This is a genomic window from Photobacterium ganghwense, assembly GCF_017329545.1.
Classification (GTDB): Bacteria; Pseudomonadota; Gammaproteobacteria; order Enterobacterales; family Vibrionaceae; genus Photobacterium; species Photobacterium ganghwense.
The window spans coordinates 2,261,151-2,282,419 of record NZ_CP071325.1 but is presented as its reverse complement, the minus strand read 5'-3'; the positions used below and the strand labels follow the sequence as shown (position 1 = coordinate 2,282,419).

Sequence of the window (21,269 nt, the reverse complement as noted above, 5' to 3'; positions counted from 1 at the left end):
CCGACGTTTACGGGACTAACACCTCCAACCACTGGCATTTTTAGCGTTTTCACTCATAAATTTAATGCGATTTTGTCATTAACCTTTTATCCTACATGCAACTGTGTAAGGGAAGTTGAAAATGATCATCAAACCTAAGATTCGCGGATTTATCTGTACGACAACTCATCCTGTGGGTTGTGAAGAGAACGTAAAAGAGCAAATTGCTTACACGAAAGCCCAGGGGCCAATTGCTAATGCACCAAAGCGCGTGCTGGTGATTGGTTCATCAAGTGGCTACGGTCTGTCTTCTCGCATTGCTGCGGCCTTTGGTGGCGGCGCGGCAACTATCGGCGTATTTTTTGAAAAACCTGGCACTGAGAAGAAGCCGGGTACTGCAGGCTGGTATAACTCAGCGGCGTTTGACAAATTCGCTAAAGAAGAAGGCCTGTATTCCAAGAGCCTGAACGGCGATGCTTTCTCTCATGAAGCGAAGCAAAAAGCCATTGAGCTGATCAAGAAAGATCTTGGTCAGGTTGACCTGGTGGTTTACTCACTGGCCTCTCCGGTACGTAAGATGCCTGAAACCGGTGAAATGGTGCGCTCATCCCTGAAGCCTATTGGTGAAACTTATAAAGCGACAGCGGTAGACACCAACAAGGATGCGCTGTTTGAAGCTAGCGTAGAGCCAGCGACCGAGCAGGAAATTCAGGACACAGTCACTGTAATGGGTGGCCAGGACTGGGAACTGTGGATCAACGCACTGTCTGAAGCGGGCGTGCTGTCTGACGAATGTAAAACGGTTGCATACAGCTACATTGGTACAGAAATCACCTGGCCAATCTACTGGCACGGCGCACTGGGCAAGGCCAAAATGGACCTGGACCGTGCAGCGAAAGGGCTGAATGACAAGCTGTCTGCTACCGGTGGTTCTGCGAACGTTGCAGTACTGAAGAGTGTGGTAACTCAGGCAAGTTCTGCGATTCCGGTAATGCCGCTGTACATCGCGATGGTCTTCAAGAAGATGCGTGAAGAAGGTGTACACGAAGGCTGTATGGAGCAGATCTACCGCATGTTCAGCCAGCGTCTGTACAAAGCTGACGGTACTGCGCCAGAAGTGGATGAAGAGAACCGCCTGCGCCTGGACGACTGGGAACTGCGTGAAGATATCCAGCAGCACTGCCGTGACCTGTGGCCAAGCGTGACCAATGAAAACCTGGCTGAAGTGACTGATTACGTTCAGTACAAAGACGAGTTCCTGAAACTGTTTGGTTTCGGCATTGCGTCTGTGGACTACGATGCAGACGTGAACCCAGTTGTTGAGTTTGATGTTGAAGACATCTGATTCTTCTGAGTGTCGAAACTTAGCCGCTAAGCTGCAATAGCGTTCGGCACTGACAGTCAGCTTATTATCAAGCTGACGATGTGCGAAAAACCGCCCTGTATCGGGCGGTGTTTTTATTGGTTGTATTTTAGTTAGAATGGCTCTGCGTAATGTGATTACTCATCTACAATGATTTCAAACCCACCGTAAATCAGTCGCTTGCCGTCAAAAGGCATCGGGTCCATAGCTTGAATATCCGGATCGGCCATGACCTTTGCCATTCCTGCATCCCGCACGGCTTTCGATGGCCAGACAATCCATGAAAACACGACAGTTTCATCGTCCTGACACTGTACCGCCATCGGAAAAGACGTGATCTCACCAGGGGGCACATCGTCACCCCAGCATTCGACCAACCGTATTGCACCGTGTTTTTTGAACAAGGCCACGGCTTGCCGGGCATAGGCCGTGTAGGCCGCCTTATTGGCCGTCGGTACCGCGGCAACAAATCCGTCGATGTATTGTGTTGGGGATTCCATGGGCTCCTCCGGTTTAAATGGCGTTCAGTCTGTAGCTGCAAACGTGTTGGAATCTGTAGCTGAAGTGAAGCAGGGAATGAAGCGCTGAACGTGTAGAATCTGGCGACATGCCTGGCCAGCAATCAGGCTCGATCTTGATCTAAGTCTAGAGCTAAGAGCGCCAGTGGGGAAATTGTGGGGAAGAAGGAAAAAGTGGGATTAGGGTTAGCGGGAAACAAACTAAAGGCTGATGAAAAGCAGAGATCGGCTGAACGATGGAACGACGGGTAGAAAGAGAAAGTCGGGGAATTCGACACTAGGATAATTGTAAAAACGCGAAAGATAAGACCCGAGAGCCGGGGCTCTCGGGTCAATATGTGAGTCTCTCACGATCAGTGCGGCAGCTTTATCACAAAGGCAGCCCCTTCAATACTGGCTGGCTCAATGTAAATTGAGCCTTTGTAGCTCATGACTATCTCATGACAAACGGAGAGTCCGATCCCCTGACCGGGATTGAGCTGGTCTGCCCGCACACCGCGCTGGAAGATGGCTTCACGCATGTTTTCAGGCACGCCGGGGCCATCATCCTCAATCCTGATTTCGGTGCCCTCTGGCGTCTGTTTAGCGTAGATCCTCACCTCGCTGATACAGAAGCGGTAGGCATTTTCCAGCAGGTTGCCGAGCAACTCCATTAAGTCACTGCGGTTGACCGGCAGGGTCAGTGACGAATCAAAATAGTAGCCCAGCTTGACGTTTTTCTCGGTGTAGACCTTGCTCAGCAGCCGCTCGAAGCTGTCGATTAACGGTTTGAGGGCGGTGCAGTCTTTGCGTAGCCCTTGTTGACCCATCATGGCGCGTTTCAGTTGATACTGGACTAGTTCATCCATCTGGCTGATCTGCTCCATGATGCGCTGGTTTAGCTCATAACGGGGAATGTCGCGATCATCCAGCAGGGCGTTGGTTGCCGCCAGACGGGTTTTCAGGCTGTGGGCCAGATCATCCATCGCATGGCGATAACGGCCTTTCTGCGCCCGGCCAATTTCGATCAGACGGTTGAGTGCCACGGTGACTTCCTGCAGCTCCATCGGAAAGTCATTGTCCAGCTTGTCCCGGTTAGCTTCACCGATTTCATCGAGCTGTTCAGCCAGTTTCCGCAAAGGCTGGAAGCTCCAGTGAAAGGCGGCGATCAAAAAGGCAATGGCGATCAGTACAAACAGACCAAGGTAAAAGGTGGTGCGTTTGTGCAGCTGATGCAGGGAAGACACATAGGCATCTCCGGAACGCAGGACTACCAGCTGGTATATGCTTCCGCCTTCACGCTCCTGACTTACGTTGTACGCAATGAAACTTTCATTGTTGTGCGTTGAAATCAGGGTCGGCACCGGAATGCTGTCAGGCAATTCACTACAGATGTTGTTGATGTTGGCGACTTTGGCTTCCTCTGATAGCCAGATTGTGTTGTCGGTTTTATCACAAACCACGGACATATAATCGGTGTCGGACGGGTCAATGGAATCAATCCACTTATCAACGTCTTTAATCAGGCCGTCACGGTTCAGCTGCGCGACGACCATCGGCATCTGGGCAACCAGCTCAGATGAGTAGGCGGCCATGTAGCTCTGGCTGTAGAGTTGGTTAATCACCCCGGCAAGGGCTGAGGTGATCAATACGATAATGGCGACCGAGGTTACGAGAACCCGGCGGCGCAGACGGGGTTGCAGAATATGTTTCATTACTGGGCTTGCAGCTCGAAAATATAGCCCTGGCCACGAATGGTTGAGATTGGGTTATCCTGACCATGATTGGCAAACTTCTTGCGCAGGCGGCTGATCATCACTTCGATGGTATTTGGATCGCCTTCCTGATCTTCATACAGCACATCCAGCAGACGTTGCTTGGAGACCACCTGGCGGCTGTGGCGCATCAGGTATTCCAGCAGGTCGTACTCAAAAGCGGTCAGTTCCAACTGGGTGTCATTGATGAAAACCTGCTTGGCCAGCAAGTCGACACGAATGTCGCCGGCACTCATTTCCGGTTTGACAAAACCGGCACTGCGGCGCACCAGTGCGCTCAGGCGGGCCACCATCTCTTCTTTCTGAAATGGCTTAACCAGATAGTCATCAGCCCCGGCTTCCAGACCGGTGACTTTATCCTGCCAGTTAGAGCGGGCGGTCAGAATCAGAATCGGTAAACGTAACCCTTTGTTACGAATGTCTTTAATCAGACTAATGCCGTCCCGATCAGGCAGGCCGATGTCTACAATCGCCACATCATTCGGATAGTCCTGCGCGAAAAACAGGCCTTCTTCAGCGGTGCCGGCACACTGAACCTGATGGCCCAGCTCACTCAGTTGAGATTTCAGGTGATGGCTCAGGATCGGGTCATCTTCAACAATTAGGATACGCATAGTTTTGATTACCAATATATTTCTTTGCTACTCAATATACTGAATAGTCGTTTGAGGTGCGAATAAATAGCGGTGAAATGTGCTTCTGCCCATACTTCGCATTATGGCAGACAGAGTAATCGATGGGGTCTGAATCCGGGCTGACTCAGAGCGAATCAAAAGCAAAAAAACGCCTCCTGAGAAGGAGGCGTTATCAGATGAGAGCGGATGGGGGACCCGAATCAGCTCAGGATCACGAACAGTGTCCCGGCGATGGTCAGCAGTACGTTGGCAATCGCGTAAGTGCCTGCATACCCCAGCGCGGGAATGGTACTGCGCGCGTGCTCGTTAATCATGTCCATTGCCGGGGCACAGGTACGGGCACCGATAATGGCACCAAACAGCAGGGCGCGGTTCATTTTCAGGACATAAGCACCGAACAGGTAAGCCAGCACCACCGGCACCACGCTCACCATCAGGCTGGCGGTAAACACTGCCAGGCCGACCTGGGTCAGGCTTTCAAACAGGTTAGAACCGGCACTCAGACCAATCCCGACCATAAATACCATCAACCCGAGATCTTTGGTCATATTCAGCGCGCCTTGCGGCACATAACCGAATGTCGGGTGGTTGGCCCGCAGATAGCCAAGTGTAATACCGGCGACCAGCAGACCAGCCGCACTTCCCAGACCAAAGGCAATGTGGCCGAAGGTCATGGTAATGGCACCAATCAGCAGGCCGACGATAAAGAAGCAGCAAAACGCCAGTAGGTCGGCAATCTGGCTGTGGACCGAAATAAATCCGATTCGCTCTGCCAGACCCAGCACCCGGCTCTTTTCCCCGCTGACCTGCAGGACATCCCCTTTAGTCAGCAGGATATTGTGATCCATGGGCATTTCAATCTGGGCGCGAACCACGCGGTTCAGGAAACAACCATATTCCGCCAGATTCAGCTCCGACAGGCGCTTACCGACGATGCTGTCATTCTTGACCACAATTTCTTCTTCTACGATACGCAGATCAAGCAGATCGCGGTCAAACACCTCTTTACCGTTGCGGAAGCTCGGATCCAGACGCGCATGGCTGTCCGGATAACCCACCAGGGCGATTTCATCGCCTTCCTGCAGGATGGCGTCACCATCCGGGTTGGCCAGAATCCCGTTTCGGCGAATGCGTTCGATGTAGCAGCCGGTCTGGCGGTAGATACCCAGCTCACGCAGGTTACGACCGTCAATCCAGTTGATCAGCTCCGGTCCGACCCGGTAAGCACGGATAATAGGCAAATACACCTTACGTTGGGCGCTTTCCCCGATACCACGTTCACGGGCAATTTGCTGAGAAGATTCGGCTAGATTGTGCTTTTGCAGTTTCGGCATCAGTTTGGCCAGCATGATGACGCTCACCAGACCAATCAGGTACGACATGGCATAGCCAACGCTCAGGCTGTCGGTCAGCATCTGAATATCCGCCGGATCAGTGACATCCGTCAGGCCACTGAGCAGGGCATCTTTGGCGCCCACCAGAACCGGAGTCGCGGTCAGGGAACCGGCCATCAACCCTGTTGCCAGACCCAGGTTTAGCCCCAGGTATTCTCCCATCACCACCGTAATGACAATGGCGGATATAACCACCACTAACGCCAGCAGCAGATAGTGTTTACCGTCACGGAAGAATATGCCGAAGAAATTCGGCCCCGCTTCGATACCGACACAAAAGATAAACAGCATGAAACCGATATTGAGGGCTTCCGCATCGAAGGTAAAACCGGCATTACCAAAAAGCAGAGCCGTAATTAAAACGCCGATGGAGTTTCCGAGCTGCATATTCGCAAATCGGAGTTTTCCGGCCGACAGGCCAACCGCAAGTACAACAAAGAGCAACAGAATATCATTCTGATGTAAAAGGGCGGCAACATCGATATTCACAACAAATTTATCCGCAGCAGTGAGAAAGGCAACAAAATGGTGAAATTCTAGCTGATTTTATGAGGTCGTCATACAGCAAAATGGCGGATTCCCCAGAAAAAGATGCTGTAATTTCGGGGTTTCCAGGACGGAAGATAATAAAAAAGGCTGATGTCTCAGCCTTTTTAAGAATTTGTTATCAGTTTGCTATGAAAATTACTGGAACAGACCCAGGTTTTCTTTCGCATAAGCTTCAAAATCAGTGCAACCACCGATGTGTTCCTGATCGATGAAAATCTGTGGCACGGTTTCAACCGGTTTACCAACCGTTTTTTCCAGGTCAGCCTTAGTGATACCTTCCGCGTGGATGTCAACGTAACGGTAGTTGAAGTCATCACGTTCTTCTGTCAGCTTCTCAGCCAGATCTTTAGCGCGAACACAGTAAGGGCAGCCAGGGCGACCAAAAATAACTACGAACATAATTTCTCTCCTCAAATTCGATGAACTTACTATATCGTGACTGCTGATAATGAGAAAGCGGGTTTTATCTTTTACTGTGATAGAGAAAACCGATTGATCATGAAAGGATGAGTCTCTTAACCATTTTTCGTGAGCACGTAAAAAAGCCAGGTGTTTCCACCTGGCCAAAAGAAACCAATTAGGAGGGTTTCAGCCGATACCTTGGTATCAGAAGTCGTAGCGCAGACCGGCCTGTAGTTGGTCGTCCTGGCCGTCAATTTGCTCGAACAGGTAACCGGCATAAGCACGGAAGTTACCGTTGAACTTGTACACACCTTCGAGCGCAAAGTAGTCAACGGTATCTGTGCTGATACCATTGGCTTTTTCTTCCTGGAAGTTGTACACGCCCTGGATAGTCAGTTTGTTGAACTTGTAAGCCGCTGCAATTTCGTAGGCTTTCAAATCGGCATCGCCTTTTGAACCGTCAGCATACAGACCGGCAATGTAGAAATCATTGAAGGTGTAAGCCGCCGTCAGGTTGTACTGATCTGCGTCGACATCACCTTCTTTACCGTCAACGTAACCTGCACCCACGTCCAGACCGAACGGGAAAGAGTAAACCGCAGACAGACCGTAGTTGTCAGAATCACGCTTGTCATTGGCAATGTAGTTAGCCGTGATAGTCAGCGCGTCAAAAGAACCTGCGTATAGAAAGTTGTTTTCGCGCTTGTCTTTGTTACCGTCAACCAGGTCAGCGGCATCACCACCAAAGGTTGCCAGAATATCGGTAAAATCGGTCAGAATGACCTGTGCGGAGTCTTGCTGACCGTAAGAGAACGCACCAAATTGGGTGTCGATACCGGCAAACAGGTAACGGGTATCAATTTGTTGATCTTTGCCTGATTCGACTTCCAGCTCATAAGTACCAAAGGCACCAAACCCTTCCGCCAGTTGGGTTTTACCCTTCAGGTTTACACGGGCACGGCTTTTATCTTTGAAAGAATCATTTTCAGTTGTTTTGTTTTCATCTGAGATATTGAAACGAGCTTCTGCGCGGCCACCAACGCTCAGAGTCGTTTCGTCATTTTGATAAACCGTTGCAGCGTTAACACCGCTCGCCAGCAGAGATGCAAGAACGGCCGATGCCACTGTCATTTTTTTCATTTTTGTCCCCTGGAAATATTTTTAGGCTTCATTGCTAGTTTTCGTAACGGGGGCAAGATTAGAAGGTTGAAATGACAAATATATGGATGTGTCATGTCACTTTTATGACCTGCTGGGACAAAATTTAAATCTTCGAAAACTCTTCTTTAAATCGAAATAAATCAGTCACTTTTGTCATGTAGAGGGAGTGAGGGCTTGAGCGAAATTTAACCTTTTTGTGGTGTTTGTTTGCTATTAGTCAGTAAAGCAGATAAATGCATGGTTTGCGCACTAAATTCAACGTTCTGTGATTACGAACGAACTGTGATACCGAACGAATTCTTTGCGCGCGTTTGGTGTGGGGGCCACAAAAACTTGTCCAGAATCAAAATCAGGAATCTGAAATGGCGCACACTCGATAAACTAAAGCTAACTAAGTGCGAACGGAGTGCCTATGTTTCAGTTTATGACCTCAACGCGAATCGTTTTTGGGGAAGGGGCGTTGGTCAACTCATTGTCAGCCCTCAACCAGTTTGGTTACAGCGTATTACTGGTAACCGGGAAAAGCAGCCAGCGTGCTGAGCCGGTGATTCATTATCTGAAGCAACAGGGCATGCGTTACCAGCAGGTGGCGATTCATGATGAACCGCTGATTGCCATGGTTGAGGAAATGGCTGCCATGGGGCGGAAATTTCGCCCTGATATGGTGCTGGCGATTGGCGGAGGCAGTGTACTGGACACGGGCAAAGCACTGGCAGCTTTAATTCCCAATCAGGGCAGTGTCTATGACTATGTGGAGGTTGTTGGCCGTTGCGTGCCGTTTCAGGCCAAGCCGCTGCCGTTTATCGCAGTCCCAACCACGGCCGGAACCGGGTCGGAAGTCAGCAAGAATGCCGTGCTGCGTTCGGCACAGGAAAATGTCAAAGTCAGCCTGCGCAGTCCGGATATGCTGGCCGATTTGGCGATTGTGGACCCGACGCTGACCTATGGCATGGATCAGCTTACCTCGGCCTGCTGTGGGATGGATGCGTTTACCCATCTGATGGAGTCGTATGTGTGCGGGGCGCCGAATCCGCTGACAGATATGGTGTGCGAAGAGGGACTGCGTAGACTGGCCGGAGCGATTTTGCCGGCCTGTGAAGACGATGATCCCCGGGCACGCTCAGATATGTCGTTTGCCGCTATGCTGGGTGGCATGGCTCTGGCCAACGCCAAGCTGGGTGCGGCTCACGGGTTGGCCTCGTCACTGGGTGGACGTCTGAAAGCCCCACATGGCCTGATCACGGCACAGCTGGCTCCATATGTGATGCAGGAGAATGTGCTGGCTGCGCGGGAAGCCGGCCGGGCCGATGTGCTGAACCGCTACCGACAACTGGCTTGTCTGCTGACTGGGCGGATGAACGCAGAAATCATCGACGGTATCTTATGGACCAAACGCACTCTGAAGCGACTGAATCTGCCGCAGGTATCAGAGTACGGGTTGTGCCGCACGATGTTTGATGAGGTGGCCGAAGATGCCCTGCGTTCCAATGCGATCAAGGGGAACCCGCTGCCGCTAAATAAAGTGCGGTTGCTCAGTATTCTGACTCAAATGTGCCAGTGTTCTGACACTGCGCCTGACTCGCTTGGAATGGGACTGGAGTAGCCTCACAACTTTCTTTTCAAGGTGGCCTGATCATGAGGATCCTCCCGGCGCCAGAGTGCGGCGGGGTGAGGGCTGTGGTACAGTGTGGTGTCTGAAATGAAGGGTTAGGATACGGATATTTATGAACCACACGATTGAAACCATGCTCGGCCACCGCTCTATTCGTAAATTTACGGATGCACCAATTCCTCAGTCTCAGCTCGAGATTATTCTGGACTGTGCTCGTTCGGCTTCTTCTTCAAGCTTTTTACAGTGTGTCAGTATTGTTCGGGTGACCGATCAAACCATGCGGGACAAATTGGCGGAATATGCCGGAGGACAACCTTATGTGGCATCTGCCGCTGAGTTTCTGGTGTTTTGCGCGGACTTCAATCGCCACCTGCAAATTCACCCAACGGCTCAGGTCGGGTTTACAGAGCAAACCCTGATTGGCGCAGTTGATGCAGGACTAATGGCACAAAACGCCCTGGTCGCGGCAGAGTCCTTGGGGCTGGGTGGCGTCTACATTGGCGGCCTGCGCAATAATCCGGATAAAGTGACTGAACTTCTGGCTCTGCCTAAGCACGTTATTCCGCTGTTTGGGCTGTGTCTGGGGTACCCGGATCAGGCTCCGGAAATGAAACCGCGCCTGCCGCGTGCGCTGGTGGTGCACGAAAATACCTATCAGCCGCTCGACCATGCCTTACTGGCCAGCTATGACCAGCATGTTCGCGAGTACTATCAAAGCCGCACCGGCGGGACAAAAGAGACCTCCTGGAGTGAACAAATCACGGCAACCATGGACAAGGAAGCACGTCCGTTCATGAAAGATTTTCTTCACCGTCAGGGCTTCAGCGTAAAGTAACGGGTAGTTATTGGTATTGCTGCCGGTATCAATGTCAGTATTACTGTGGTGGCCGACCGTTTCACCTTTCTATGTGTCACGACCCCAAGGACGGGCGTGACACTGTTGCCAACGAACTTTTTTCCAGGCGCTTGGTCTGAATCCTTACGCTCTGCATGCAATAGCGACCAAATAAGGATGAAAGTATGGCCATTCAACGGTCGTTTGCTGAGTTTAACGACTGAACCTCGCAGAGCGTAGAAGCAGGTATCCCTGAAACATCATTCAACAATGATAAGAAGCGGGCGATATGTACACCCGCCAAAAATTGGAAGATCACATGAAGTATTTTGGGAAAGTCGCAGCGGCTGTGCTGGCTGCGTCTTTACTCGCTGGGTGCAGCAGTTCACCTGGCTCGTCATCCGGAGCGGCTGGTGAGGTGACCACGCAAACGGCTCTCGAATCCGCACAGTCAGCCGATCAGCAGTGGCGTAACAAAGTGGTCAGTGCCGAAGCGCTGCAACGCTACTCCCCGGATAAATACAGCGCCATGATGGCGAGCTGGCAGCGCGCCGATGCTTTACTCAAAGCCATGCAGCTGTCGCCTGAGTCGGCACAACAAAGTTATTCCTTGTTCTCATCAGAGACGAATTTGGAGCGGTTCTACGCCGATATCAGGCTGGTAGAGCAGCACTACAAGCAGCTGAAAGCACTGAAGAAAGTGGCTGATGACGTACTGGAACCCGCCATGGTGCAGGTCGCCTATCTCAACAGTATTGACGCCAATGCTTACTACCGCAGTGAGTTTGTCCGGCTGAATCGGTTTTATGACCGGCTGTTTGCATTGGTTCAGGCCGGGGATCTTAATGATGCCCAGGACGAGCAGAAAGAGTTTCTTGAGCGTGCGCACAGCCTGGAAGTGAGGGTGATCAAGCGCATCTATATTGCCCCGGAAGAAGAGGCTCTGCGGGAGCTGAAAAATAATGATGTCCGGTTTTACGCGCCGGCAAGTTATGCGCGCGTGGAAGCTGAAATCGCGGCCGGAAAATCCCTGATCGACCTCTCACCACGTGCGTTTGATGCCATTAATCAGGCTGTATCCGCGATTCAGTTTGAACTGGCGCATGCCAGGCATATCGCCGGTGAAGTGAAATCATTACGTGATTTAAGTCGGGATGAGTATGAAGAGTATATTTTAGGTATTGAAGATCGCTTGCTGACAATTTCCCAATCACTAAGCGATGAAGACTTACGCGATATGCCGCTGGCTTCCCAGGCTGAACATATTCAGCAAGGGGTGGTGAAGCTTCGCCGTTTGCCAGGGGCGCCAGAACCGCTGCCTGCTTCTCATGACAGACTGGAGAACCTGCACTTGATGTTGAAACAACAGCACGCTCAGATTTCGGAATTGCAGCAGCAACTTAGTCAGCTGACCAGTAGTCCGGAAAGCACGTCACAGCAGTAGAACGTCAAGAGTTAAACTTGCAAACAAAAAAGTTATCGGCTTAAAAACACCACTTACAAAGGATTAACGTGACTCAATACGTGTCATGTTGAGTATAAAATTTCGGTCTAGAGTCAAAAAAGCAGCCCTGTGGCTGCTTTTTTTATGTTTAGTGGAAATTTGTAACTGTTGTTAATGGAGGGTTGGCACTTATCTTTCTGATTTTAAAGGGTGATAGCAGGCGTTTATAGGGTGATTACTTCGATAGATGAAATATTTGTTAACAGTTTTACGGTCTTTGAAAGCCAATAATTCTTTACAAATTTGATGTTGTTGAAGCTATTTTTGCATTTTGGGCGAAAAATAAGCAGTGTTTGTCTTGATTTGCCTGTCAGCCTCCATTAGAATTCGCGGCGCATTTGCCATGCACTCAAATTTTAATATTTATTACTTTTTTTGATTTACTCCTATTGAGGAATTCAATGTCTACGAAACTAGCAAACCCGGCACCTCTGGGCCTAATGGGCTTTGGTATGACTACCATCCTACTGAACATCCACAATGCGGGCTTCTTCCCAATTGATTCGATGATCCTGGCGATGGGTATTTTCTACGGTGGCCTGAGCCAAGTTTTCGTTGGCATGATGTGCTTTAAACGTGGTGATACTTTCGGTACGACCGCTTTTACGTCTTACGGTCTGTTCTGGCTGACTCTGGTTGGTCTGATCGTGATGCCTTACATGGGTCTGCCTGCTAGCCCGGCTTCTTTCATGGGCTGGTACCTGCTGCTGTGGGGTATCTTCACTGGCTTTATGTTCATTGGCTCTCTGTGCTACCCACGTGCTAAGCAGTTTGTGTTTGGTTCACTGACTGTACTGTTCTTCCTGCTGGCTGCTCGTGATTTTACTGGCAGTGCGCTGATCGGCACGATTGCTGGTTTCGAAGGTATCATCTGTGGTGCAAGTGCGATCTACTTCGCAATGGCTCAGGTTCTGAACAACGAATATGGCCGTACTATTCTGCCAATCGGTGAACTGAAGAAAAAAGACACTGAGCAAGTGCTGAAAGCTGCAGCGTAATCCTGAGATTAACGACTGACAAACCCTGAAAACCCGCCAATGGCGGGTTTTTTTATGTTCGCAACCAGCTCCGGTAAATTGGTATAAGCTTATTGCATTGTGTCCGGCAGTGAACGAGGGGGCAGGGTATGGCACAACGCTACGCAGCATTGATGGGGGCACTGGTGGCGGATGCCGCTGCGATGGGAACGCATCTGATTTACTCGCCTGAGCGAATTGCCAGCCTGACGGAGTTAGCGCATTTCCCTTTCATTGAACCCGATCCCGCTCACTACCAAGGGGTTGAGGGTTTCTATGCCCATGACAAGCTGACGGCTGGCGAATTGACGATTTACGGCGAGTGGCTGGCTCTGTATATCCGGTTGCTGAGTCAACCCGGCATCGAGACTCTGAGTATTCAGCAGGCGATACTGGACTTCTTTGGGCCTGGTGGAGAATTTGTCGGCTACATTGATACACCGACAAAAGCACTGCTGCTGACCCTGTTTTCGTTACCGCCCGAAGATTGGCCGGATGATTCCGGCATTGATGATGATCAGAATACCGCCCTGTGCGCCGTTCCTGCGTTGATAGCCATGAAAATGCCGTCGGATCTGCTGGAACAGGAGATTGAGCGTATTCTTGGCATTACCCATCAGAATGAGACGGCCTTGGTCTGCGCAAAAGCCTTTGCTGCCGCATTGAATGAAGGCCTGCGCTCACGTCGGATAGAGCCGGTGCTCAATGTGCTCAAGGTGAAATGCCGCGGGTTAGTTCAAATGCGTATTGAGGCTGTCAGGGCGATGGAAACGCTGGAGCAGGCGATGACAGTCGCGAGCCCGGCGTGCCACTTGCAGGACAGCTTGCCAATGGCCGCCTGGATTTTGCAAACCACCAACAGCTATACCGAAGCAATACTGAAAAATGTCGCCGTGGGAGGAGATAGCTGTGGACGGGGGATGATCGTCGGGGCACTGGCCGGAGCCTGTTACGGTTTTGGTGATGAAGCCGGTATTCCGATTTCCTGGCTGATGACCCTCCAAATGGGAGAGGCGATGGCCGAAGATATCGAACAGTTGCTACATAATTCGGGCGGTGCTTTTTAGCCTGGATTACCCGAAGCAGCCGGATCTCATGCAGGTTCTAAAGTGGCAGGTTGCTAAAGTGAAAGCCTCAGAAACAACAAAGCTCCAGAAACAATAAAGCCACCCGACTGGGTGGCTTTAGTTTTAATCAGGATTCTGCCGGAGCAGCGTCAGCCATTGGCTTCAGCTTGACAGTTCGCTTTGCTGTTTTAGCAAATAACTTTGATTGCCAGACCGCCCTGAGAGGTTTCACGGTACTTGGCATTCATGTCTTTACCGGTTTCCAGCATAGTCTCGATAACTTTATCCAGAGATACGCGTGGATCAGATGAACGACGCAGTGCCATACGTGAGGCGTTGATGGCTTTAACAGCAGCAATACCGTTACGCTCGATACATGGTACCTGCACCTGACCGGCAACAGGGTCACAAGTCAGACCCAGGTTGTGTTCCATCGCGATTTCAGCCGCCATACATACTTGCTCAGGGCTTGCACCCATCAGCTCAGCCAGGCCAGCCGCCGCCATAGAACAGGCAACACCTACTTCACCCTGACAGCCTACTTCAGCACCAGAGATAGAAGCGTTACGCTTGTACAGACCACCGATTGCGCCAGAAGCCGCAAAGTAACGAGTGTACTCTTTCGGGCCAACAGGCTGAATGAACTTGTCGTAGTAAGCCAGAACTGCCGGGATGATACCACACGCACCGTTAGTTGGTGCAGTAACCACACGACCACCCGCTGCGTTTTCTTCATTCACAGCAAATGCGTACATGTTTACCCAGTCAACAACCGTCATCGGGTCATTGGTCAGTTTTTCAGACGTCATCAGTTGCTGACGCAGTGCAGCGGCACGACGAGGTACACGTAGTGGACCAGGCAGGATGCCTTCTTCGGTCATACCACGTTCCATACACTCACGCATGGTCTTCCAGATGTTCGAGAAGTATGTCGTGATTTCGTCTTCTGAGTTCATCGCGCGCTGGTTAGCCATAACCAGAGAGCTGATTGACAGACCGTTCTCTTTACACTGGTTCACCAGCTCTTCAGCCATTGTGAATGGGTAAGGAACCACTACGCTTGATTCAGCCTCTTTACCGAAGCTCTCTTCATCAACGATGAAACCACCGCCGATAGAGTAGTAAGTCTTCGTGTAGATGTCTTCGTCGCCGACCCAAGCATGGATAGTCATACCGTTTTCGTGAAGTGGAAGGTTGGTAGTATGGAAGTTCATACCACCTTCACGAGGGAAATCAACGGTGTGGCAATGCATGCCTACTGGCAGGCGCTCAGTTTCTTCAACACGAGCAATAAAGCTTGGGATGCTGTCGATATCAACGTGCTCAGGGCTGTTGCCCGCAAGACCCATAATAATCGCGATATCAGTGTGGTGACCCTTACCGGTAAGAGAAAGCGAACCGTAAACATCAACGGTAATTTTAGTGACGTCACGAAGCTTGCCCATAGAGCGCAGGTTATCAATGAACTCTTTACCTGCTTTCATTGGACCTACAGTGTGCGAACTGGAAGGACCCACACCAATTTTGAAAATATCAAAAACACTGATCATTGCTAATACCTCAGCCCCTGGAAGCCATCTTGCCTCCTGTTGGACTGTATAGTTTTTATCATTCCCGCCCCTTCCTTGGCGAGATAATTAAAACAAAAGAGCAGGGGGCGAGTGCTTCCTGCTCTTATGCGTTTCTATATTACGTGATTTATTAAATAAGACTATGCGTTGTAGCACATTTTATTATCTTACAAAATCATTCTCACGTGGCTGATTATCACAGTATCTGTGAAGGTTGCCTTATAGTGCTCCGTAGATTACCGAAGTAATTGCGGCAATACCACATAGAGCTGTAAAAATCTGTGCAGCCTTAGTTGTCTTAAGGTTCGCCATTGCAGGTACTTTATGCATTGCGAATACTGGCATCAGGAACAGGATGGCAGCAATCATTGGCGCGCCCATGGTTTCAATCATGCCCAGGATACTTGGGTTAACAACCGCTACGATCCAGGTAGTAACAACGATGAAGACCAGAGACAGTTTTTCAATCTTGCTTACAGGCATTTCAGAGCGAGATTTCACCAGACCAACCAGACCTTCATGTGCACCCAGGAAGTGACCGAAGTAGCTTGAAGTAATCGCCGCGAACGCTACCAGTGGGCCCATCAGAGAGATCATTGGAGATTCGTGGATGTTTGCCAGGTAAGACAGCACGCTGATGTTCTGTGATTTCGCTTCTGCCAGCTGCTCTGGAGACAGAGACAGTACAACAGAGAACACGAAGAACATTACAAAGCCCATCAGCATCATAGCTGCGCCGCCAGTGATCATGTCAGTTTTTTGTACTGCGTTGTCACCGTACACACGACGTTGTTCTTTAGAGAACTGGCTGATGATTGGGCTGTGGTTGAATGAGAAAACGATGATTGGGATTGCCAGCCATACAACAGAAGGCATTGCGCTCCAGTCAGGGCTTACTGACATCATTGAAGCGTTCCACTCAGGAATCAGGAACACAGACAGTGCCAGCAGGATCAGTACCAGAGGGTAAACCATGGCTGATGTTGCTTTCAGCATCAGCTCTTTACCAAATACCACACCTGCAGTCATCGCCATGATCAAACCGCCAGACAGCAGCCAGCGTGGCACAGATTCCATGCCCATCTGGTTAACCATGAAAGAGTCAACAGTGTTGGTAATACCGACGCCGTAAATCAGAACGATAGGGTAAATAGCGAAAAAGTAAGCGAAAGTGATGATGTTAGCGCCAGCTTTACCAAAGTGTTCTTCAACAGTATCGGTAATATCTGCTTCAGGGTTTTTAGCAGAAAGAACGAAACGAGCCAGACTCTTGTGCGCGAACCAGGTCATTGGCAGCGCCAGCAGAGCCAGAATAACCAGTGGCCAGAAACCGCCAGCACCGGCTTTAATCGGAAGGAACAGAACGCCGGCACCAACAGCAGTACCAAATAACGAAAGGGCCCAGGTTAGGTCTTTATACGTCCATCCTGCTTTTGCAGTGCTATTTACTGCTGTGCTAGTAGATGTTTGCATGATTATCTATCCAAGTTAATTACGGAACGGAAATTAGGAACGGCGCGCATTTTCGCTATTTATTGCAGGAAAACATTGATCGAGATCTCGTTATGTAACGGACCGCAATTGCAATACAATTAATGGTGATCTTGATCACGCAAGGAGAGAGGGTGATATAATCAGTAGTTATCCGACGGATAATTTATGCTAATACCAGAGCTGTTTAGAGAGGACTTTGAGCATTTGGGCGGTCGCACCCCAAATTGCATATTTTTGGTAAGGGACTGAATAAATATTATGGCCTTTACCCTGAATAGAGACTTTCTGAGTGCGCATATTCATTGGGTTTAATACATAGTCCAGCGGCGCTTCGAACAATTCTTCAACCTCGTTGAAATCCAGTTCTGGCCTGTAGTGAGGCGAAACCAGTCCGAGATAGGGCGTAACCATGTAGCCGCTGATTGTCGGTAAGGCCGGCAAATGCCCGATAATATTATCACGGGTGCATAAAATTCCAGTCTCTTCGTAGGTTTCTCTGATGGCAGTATCAATCAAATCAACATCTTGAGGCTCTTTTCGCCCACCAGGAAAAGATACCTGACCCGGATGATGTTTCAGGTGTTTTGCACGGCTGGTGAAAACCACGTTGAAGCCTTCAGGGCGAGGAACCAGCGGAATTAGAACCGCAGCCTGTTTAAGTCGCAGGGATGGCTTGAGATGTGAACGTACACGGACGCTATGAGTGGAATCATAGTGTGCAGGTGGGGCCAGCATAAAGCGGGTAACGATGTGACTCGGGTTGTTCATAGGCCGTCCGTGGTTGTGTGCCTGATATTAACTATAGATGTTGATAAAACATCTGAAATGACATTTATGGGCCATATCAGGCCAGTGCCCTGCATTCCTTGCAGGAGACTTGCTGATCGCCAGTATAACCAAACTCGGCACGTTAGCAACGGTTGGAGTTTGGTATTGGTATTGGTGTCGGTATCGGTGGGTGGTCAGCGAGACGGAACGCCTGTGGGGGCGGCGATTAGGCTAAAGGAATTGAATCCGTGGGTAAACGGGTCAATGAAAATGGGTCAATGCAGACGGGATAATTGACCGGATAAAAATAACGCCGGAGACAAGCTCCGGCGTTTATCAAAAACCTCAAGTCATCCGCAGAACGGAGCGTTAACGTTCCGGATTCTGAAGAATCGGCAGGATACGACTCAGTTTATCCAGTGTCTCCTGATACTCGCTCTCTGCCTGGCTGTCAGCTACCAGACCGCCGCCGGCCCAGGCGTGAATCTGACCCTCATGGGCAATCAGCGTACGAATGGTGATGCTGGTATCCATCTGGCCGCAGCGGCTGATGTAGCCGATACTGCCGCAATAAACACTGCGACGATGCGGTTCCAGTTCCTCAATGATTGCCATCGCCCGGATTTTTGGTGCGCCGGTAATGGAACCGCCGGGGAAGCACGCTCGGAGCAAATCTGTCGGCGAATAGTCGCTCGACAGTTCACCCACAACAGTACTCACCAGGTGATGGACCGCCGGGAAGCTCTCGACATCAAACAGTTTTGGCACTCGCACAGTGCCCGGTTTTGCCACCCGCCCGATATCATTGCGCAGCAAATCGACAATCATCAGGTTTTCAGAGCGATCTTTCTCGGTCGTGCGTAAGTCCTCGGCCAGCGCCGCATCTTGCTTCGCATCCGTGGATCGCGGTCGGGTGCCTTTGATTGGCTTAGTCTCGATCACTCCGTCACGGTGCTGTAGGAAACGCTCCGGCGAAACCGACAAAATGGCGCTGTCACCGGTTCGGATAAAGCCAGAAAACGGTGCCCCGTTGCAGGTTTCCAACTGTTGGTATGCCTGCCATTCGCTGCCGGTGTATTGCGCACTGAAACGCTGTGCCAGATTAATCTGATAGCAGTCGCCGGCACGCAGGTAATCCTGCACCTGGTGGAATTTGTTACAATATTCTTCCACCGTCATGTTCGCCTGCCAGTCAGATGTTAAGCGGAAGGTGGTGGTTTGTTGGTTTTTTTGTGCTTCAACTGTATCAACTACCGTTTGGGGCGTAGCACTGCGCTGCTGTGTTAACCAGTTCCGGCGGTCGCTGCCCTCCGGGCTGATCAGGTATAAACGGCGGGTCTGGTGATCCGCAATCAGTGCCCAGTCATAGATGCCGACTGCCATGTCGGCAGTAGCCAGATCTTGCTTTGCCAGCGCAGGAATGCGTTCAACCCGGCGGCCCAGATCGTAGGCAAAAAAACCGACAGCGCCGCCTGAAAAAGGCACATCTTTTATCGGGGTAATAGCTGGCAGTAGGGCTGACTGGGTGCGCTCAATCAGCGCAAACGGATCATCAGGGCTGATTCCCTCGTCGCCGTTGCGGTAAATGATTCGGGTTTCATCGCCTCGGGTCTCTAAAGTGGCTAAAGGATCAGCAACTAAAATGTCAAAACGATTATCCGGATGATCTGAGGCCGCAGAGCGTAATATCATAGCCCACGGCTGTCCCGCAAACGGTTCAAACCACGCTAATGTCGCGTCCTTGTGGTAGTCGAGCAGTTCAATGCTCAGTTCTGGGTGTGATTTACAAATCATTTTCTTTTTTGTGACAGGTGTACGATTGGCGCATAGCGCGAAATTGTCCGCAAGAGTATCATAAACGCAGAATTTATTACGACGCCCAAGGACGATCCCAGTAGCATTATTTTTTCCGGAACGGAAACGGCAATGTGAACAGAACTTCAGCCATGTGGAACATGGCCGCGTGATCACCGTATTCGTCTGCCACATACCCTACGGGCAGGCGCGGATAATGTGTATCACTCCCTACATTGGAAGCATTAAACCGGGCGCCATGGAACGATAATAATCAACGAGGCAATTATGACCGTCATTCGCAAACAAGATGTGATCAGCAGTGTGGCTGATGCGCTGCAATACATCTCTTACTATCATCCTCTGGATTTTGTCCAAGCCCTAGAACAAGCCTACCACCGTGAAGAAAGTCAGGCCGCGAAAGATGCGATTGCCCAGATTCTGATTAACTCCCGCATGTCTGCAGAAGGCCACCGTCCTATCTGTCAGGATACGGGCATTGTGACCTGTTTCGTGAATATCGGTATGGGAGTCCAGTGGGATTCAACCGATATGACGGTTCAGCAAATGGTTGACGAAGGTGTTCGCCAGGCTTACACCAACCCGGACAACCCGCTGCGTGCATCGGTACTGATGGACCCGGCTGGTAAACGTATCAACACCAAAGACAATACCCCAGCCGTGGTACACATCAATATGGTACCGGGCGACAAAGTGGAAATTCAGATCGCGGCCAAGGGCGGCGGTAGTGAAAACAAAACCAAAATGGTGATGCTGAACCCATCTGACGATATCGCCGAATGGGTAGAAAAAACGTTGCCAACAATGGGCGCAGGCTGGTGTCCACCGGGCATGCTGGGTATTGGCATCGGTGGTACGGCGGAAAAAGCGGCCGTACTGGCAAAAGAATCTCTGATGGAACACATCGATATTCAGGAACTGATCGAGCGCGGTCCGCAAAACGCCGAAGAAGAATTGCGTCTGGATATCTTCAACCGTGTCAACAAACTGGGCATCGGTGCGCAAGGTCTGGGCGGTCTGACGACTGTGGTTGACGTGAAGATTAAAACGGCACCTACGCACGCGGCTTCTAAGCCGGTGTGTCTGATCCCGAACTGTGCGGCAACCCGCCACGTTCACTTTACGCTGGACGGCAGTGGCCCTGCGGATCTTCAGCCACCTAAACTGGAAGACTGGCCACAAATCACCTGGGAAGCGGGCGCAAACACTCGCCGCGTAAACCTGGATACCGTGACAGCAGAAGAAGCGCAGGAGTGGAAAACCGGTGAAACGCTGCTGCTGTCAGGTAAAATTCTGACTGGCCGTGACGCGGCGCACAAACGCATTCAAACCATGCTGGACAATGGTGAAGGCCTGCCAGAAGGCGTGGACTTCAAAGGTAAGTTCATTTACTACGTCGGCCCGGTTGATGCTGTGGGTGATGAAGCGGTAGGTCCTGCAGGCCCAACAACGTCAACGCGTATGGACAAATTTACCGACATGATGCTCGATAAAACCGGCATCATGGGCATGATTGGTAAAGCGGAGCGTGGTCCTGCAACGGTTGAATCGATCAAAAACCACAAAGCGGTTTATCTGATGGCTGTTGGTGGCGCAGCGTACCTGGTTTCTAAAGCAATCAAGAAAGCGCGAGTGGTGGCATTTGAAGACTTGGGTATGGAAGCGATCTACGAATTTGAAGTCGAAGATATGCCGGTCACGGTTGCGGTCGACTCGCAGGGTGTGAATGCGCACCAAGTGGGCCCGGATACCTGGAAAGTGAAAATCGCAGAGATGGAAAACGCCTAAGCGTTAGTCAAATCAGATGTGAATCAATTGCTTAAGTGCAATGA

Annotated in this window: 17 protein-coding genes; 7 read left to right on the top strand and 10 right to left on the bottom strand. The window is 50.6% G+C overall.

Going from position 1 to position 21,269, the window contains the following annotated elements; all coding sequences use genetic code 11:
- Nucleotides 1–121: 121 nt before the first annotated feature.
- Nucleotides 122–1,324: an enoyl-ACP reductase FabV gene (gene fabV, locus FH974_RS10340; RefSeq protein WP_047884084.1), complete on the top strand. Its 1,203-nt coding sequence runs from the start codon at nt 122–124 to the stop codon at nt 1,322–1,324.
- A gap of 155 nt (nt 1,325–1,479) precedes the next feature.
- Here the strand turns inward: fabV and FH974_RS10335 are convergent, their stop codons facing one another.
- The 6 genes from FH974_RS10335 to FH974_RS10310 form a co-directional block, all read right to left on the bottom strand.
- Complete coding sequence (locus tag FH974_RS10335) at nt 1,480–1,842, bottom strand: DUF1428 domain-containing protein (protein ID WP_047884085.1); 363 nt, start codon at nt 1,840–1,842, stop codon at nt 1,480–1,482.
- A 371-nt stretch (nt 1,843–2,213) separates the two neighbouring features.
- Nucleotides 2,214–3,554: an ATP-binding protein gene (locus tag FH974_RS10330; RefSeq protein ID WP_047884086.1), complete on the bottom strand. Its 1,341-nt coding sequence runs from the start codon at nt 3,552–3,554 to the stop codon at nt 2,214–2,216.
- The gene (locus tag FH974_RS10325; protein WP_047884087.1) at nt 3,554–4,228 is read right to left on the bottom strand and encodes a response regulator; all 675 of its coding nucleotides are present in this window, start codon (nt 4,226–4,228) and stop codon (nt 3,554–3,556) included. Before FH974_RS10325 ends, FH974_RS10330 begins: the two co-directional genes overlap by 1 nt.
- A 221-nt stretch (nt 4,229–4,449) precedes the next feature.
- Nucleotides 4,450–6,132: an aspartate:alanine antiporter gene (locus FH974_RS10320; protein WP_047884088.1), complete on the bottom strand. Its 1,683-nt coding sequence runs from the start codon at nt 6,130–6,132 to the stop codon at nt 4,450–4,452.
- Between the two features lie 195 nt (nt 6,133–6,327).
- Entirely contained in the window at nt 6,328–6,591 is a 264-nt protein-coding gene (locus FH974_RS10315) for a GrxA family glutaredoxin (RefSeq protein ID WP_047884089.1), read from the bottom strand.
- 207 nt (nt 6,592–6,798) lie between these two features.
- Entirely contained in the window at nt 6,799–7,734 is a 936-nt protein-coding gene (locus FH974_RS10310; RefSeq protein ID WP_047884090.1) for a porin, read from the bottom strand.
- Between the two features lie 433 nt (nt 7,735–8,167).
- Here FH974_RS10310 and FH974_RS10305 point away from each other — a divergent pair, with 433 nt between their 5' ends.
- The 5 genes from FH974_RS10305 to FH974_RS10285 all read left to right on the top strand — a co-directional run bounded on the left by FH974_RS10305 (nt 8,168) and on the right by FH974_RS10285 (nt 13,789).
- On the top strand, nt 8,168–9,358 hold the full coding sequence (locus FH974_RS10305; protein ID WP_047884091.1) for an iron-containing alcohol dehydrogenase: 1,191 nt from the start codon (nt 8,168–8,170) through the stop codon (nt 9,356–9,358).
- A 121-nt stretch (nt 9,359–9,479) separates the two neighbouring features.
- A complete protein-coding gene (gene nfsA, locus FH974_RS10300) occupies nt 9,480–10,202 on the top strand; it encodes an oxygen-insensitive NADPH nitroreductase (RefSeq protein WP_047884092.1) in 723 nt (240 codons plus the stop codon).
- Between the two features lie 319 nt (nt 10,203–10,521).
- On the top strand, nt 10,522–11,646 hold the full coding sequence (locus tag FH974_RS10295) for a hypothetical protein (RefSeq protein WP_146149657.1): 1,125 nt from the start codon (nt 10,522–10,524) through the stop codon (nt 11,644–11,646).
- A 461-nt stretch (nt 11,647–12,107) separates the two neighbouring features.
- Entirely contained in the window at nt 12,108–12,704 is a 597-nt protein-coding gene (locus FH974_RS10290) for an acetate uptake transporter (RefSeq protein ID WP_207103262.1), read from the top strand.
- Between the two features lie 128 nt (nt 12,705–12,832).
- Nucleotides 12,833–13,789 carry an ADP-ribosylglycohydrolase family protein gene (locus tag FH974_RS10285; RefSeq protein ID WP_207103261.1) on the top strand — a complete coding sequence of 319 codons (957 nt, stop codon included), beginning with the start codon at nt 12,833–12,835 and terminating at the stop codon, nt 13,787–13,789.
- Between the two features lie 188 nt (nt 13,790–13,977).
- On the opposite strand, the gene FH974_RS10280 is transcribed toward FH974_RS10285, so the two are convergent.
- The 4 genes from FH974_RS10280 to pabB form a co-directional block, all read right to left on the bottom strand.
- Entirely contained in the window at nt 13,978–15,339 is a 1,362-nt protein-coding gene (locus FH974_RS10280) for an L-serine ammonia-lyase (RefSeq protein WP_047884095.1), read from the bottom strand.
- Nucleotides 15,340–15,579: 240 nt separating this feature from the next.
- The gene (locus FH974_RS10275; RefSeq protein ID WP_047884096.1) at nt 15,580–16,833 is read right to left on the bottom strand and encodes an aromatic amino acid transport family protein; all 1,254 of its coding nucleotides are present in this window, start codon (nt 16,831–16,833) and stop codon (nt 15,580–15,582) included.
- A gap of 189 nt (nt 16,834–17,022) precedes the next feature.
- The gene (locus FH974_RS10270; RefSeq protein ID WP_053061731.1) at nt 17,023–17,622 is read right to left on the bottom strand and encodes a CoA pyrophosphatase; all 600 of its coding nucleotides are present in this window, start codon (nt 17,620–17,622) and stop codon (nt 17,023–17,025) included.
- A 369-nt stretch (nt 17,623–17,991) separates the two neighbouring features.
- Nucleotides 17,992–19,416, bottom strand: a complete 1,425-nt coding sequence (gene pabB, locus FH974_RS10265; RefSeq protein ID WP_207103260.1) for an aminodeoxychorismate synthase component I — start codon at nt 19,414–19,416, stop codon at nt 17,992–17,994.
- Between the two features lie 288 nt (nt 19,417–19,704).
- On the opposite strand from pabB, the gene FH974_RS10260 reads away from it, so the two are divergent.
- Entirely contained in the window at nt 19,705–21,225 is a 1,521-nt protein-coding gene (locus tag FH974_RS10260) for a fumarate hydratase (protein WP_047884098.1), read from the top strand.
- The last annotated feature ends 44 nt before the right edge of the window (nt 21,226–21,269 follow it).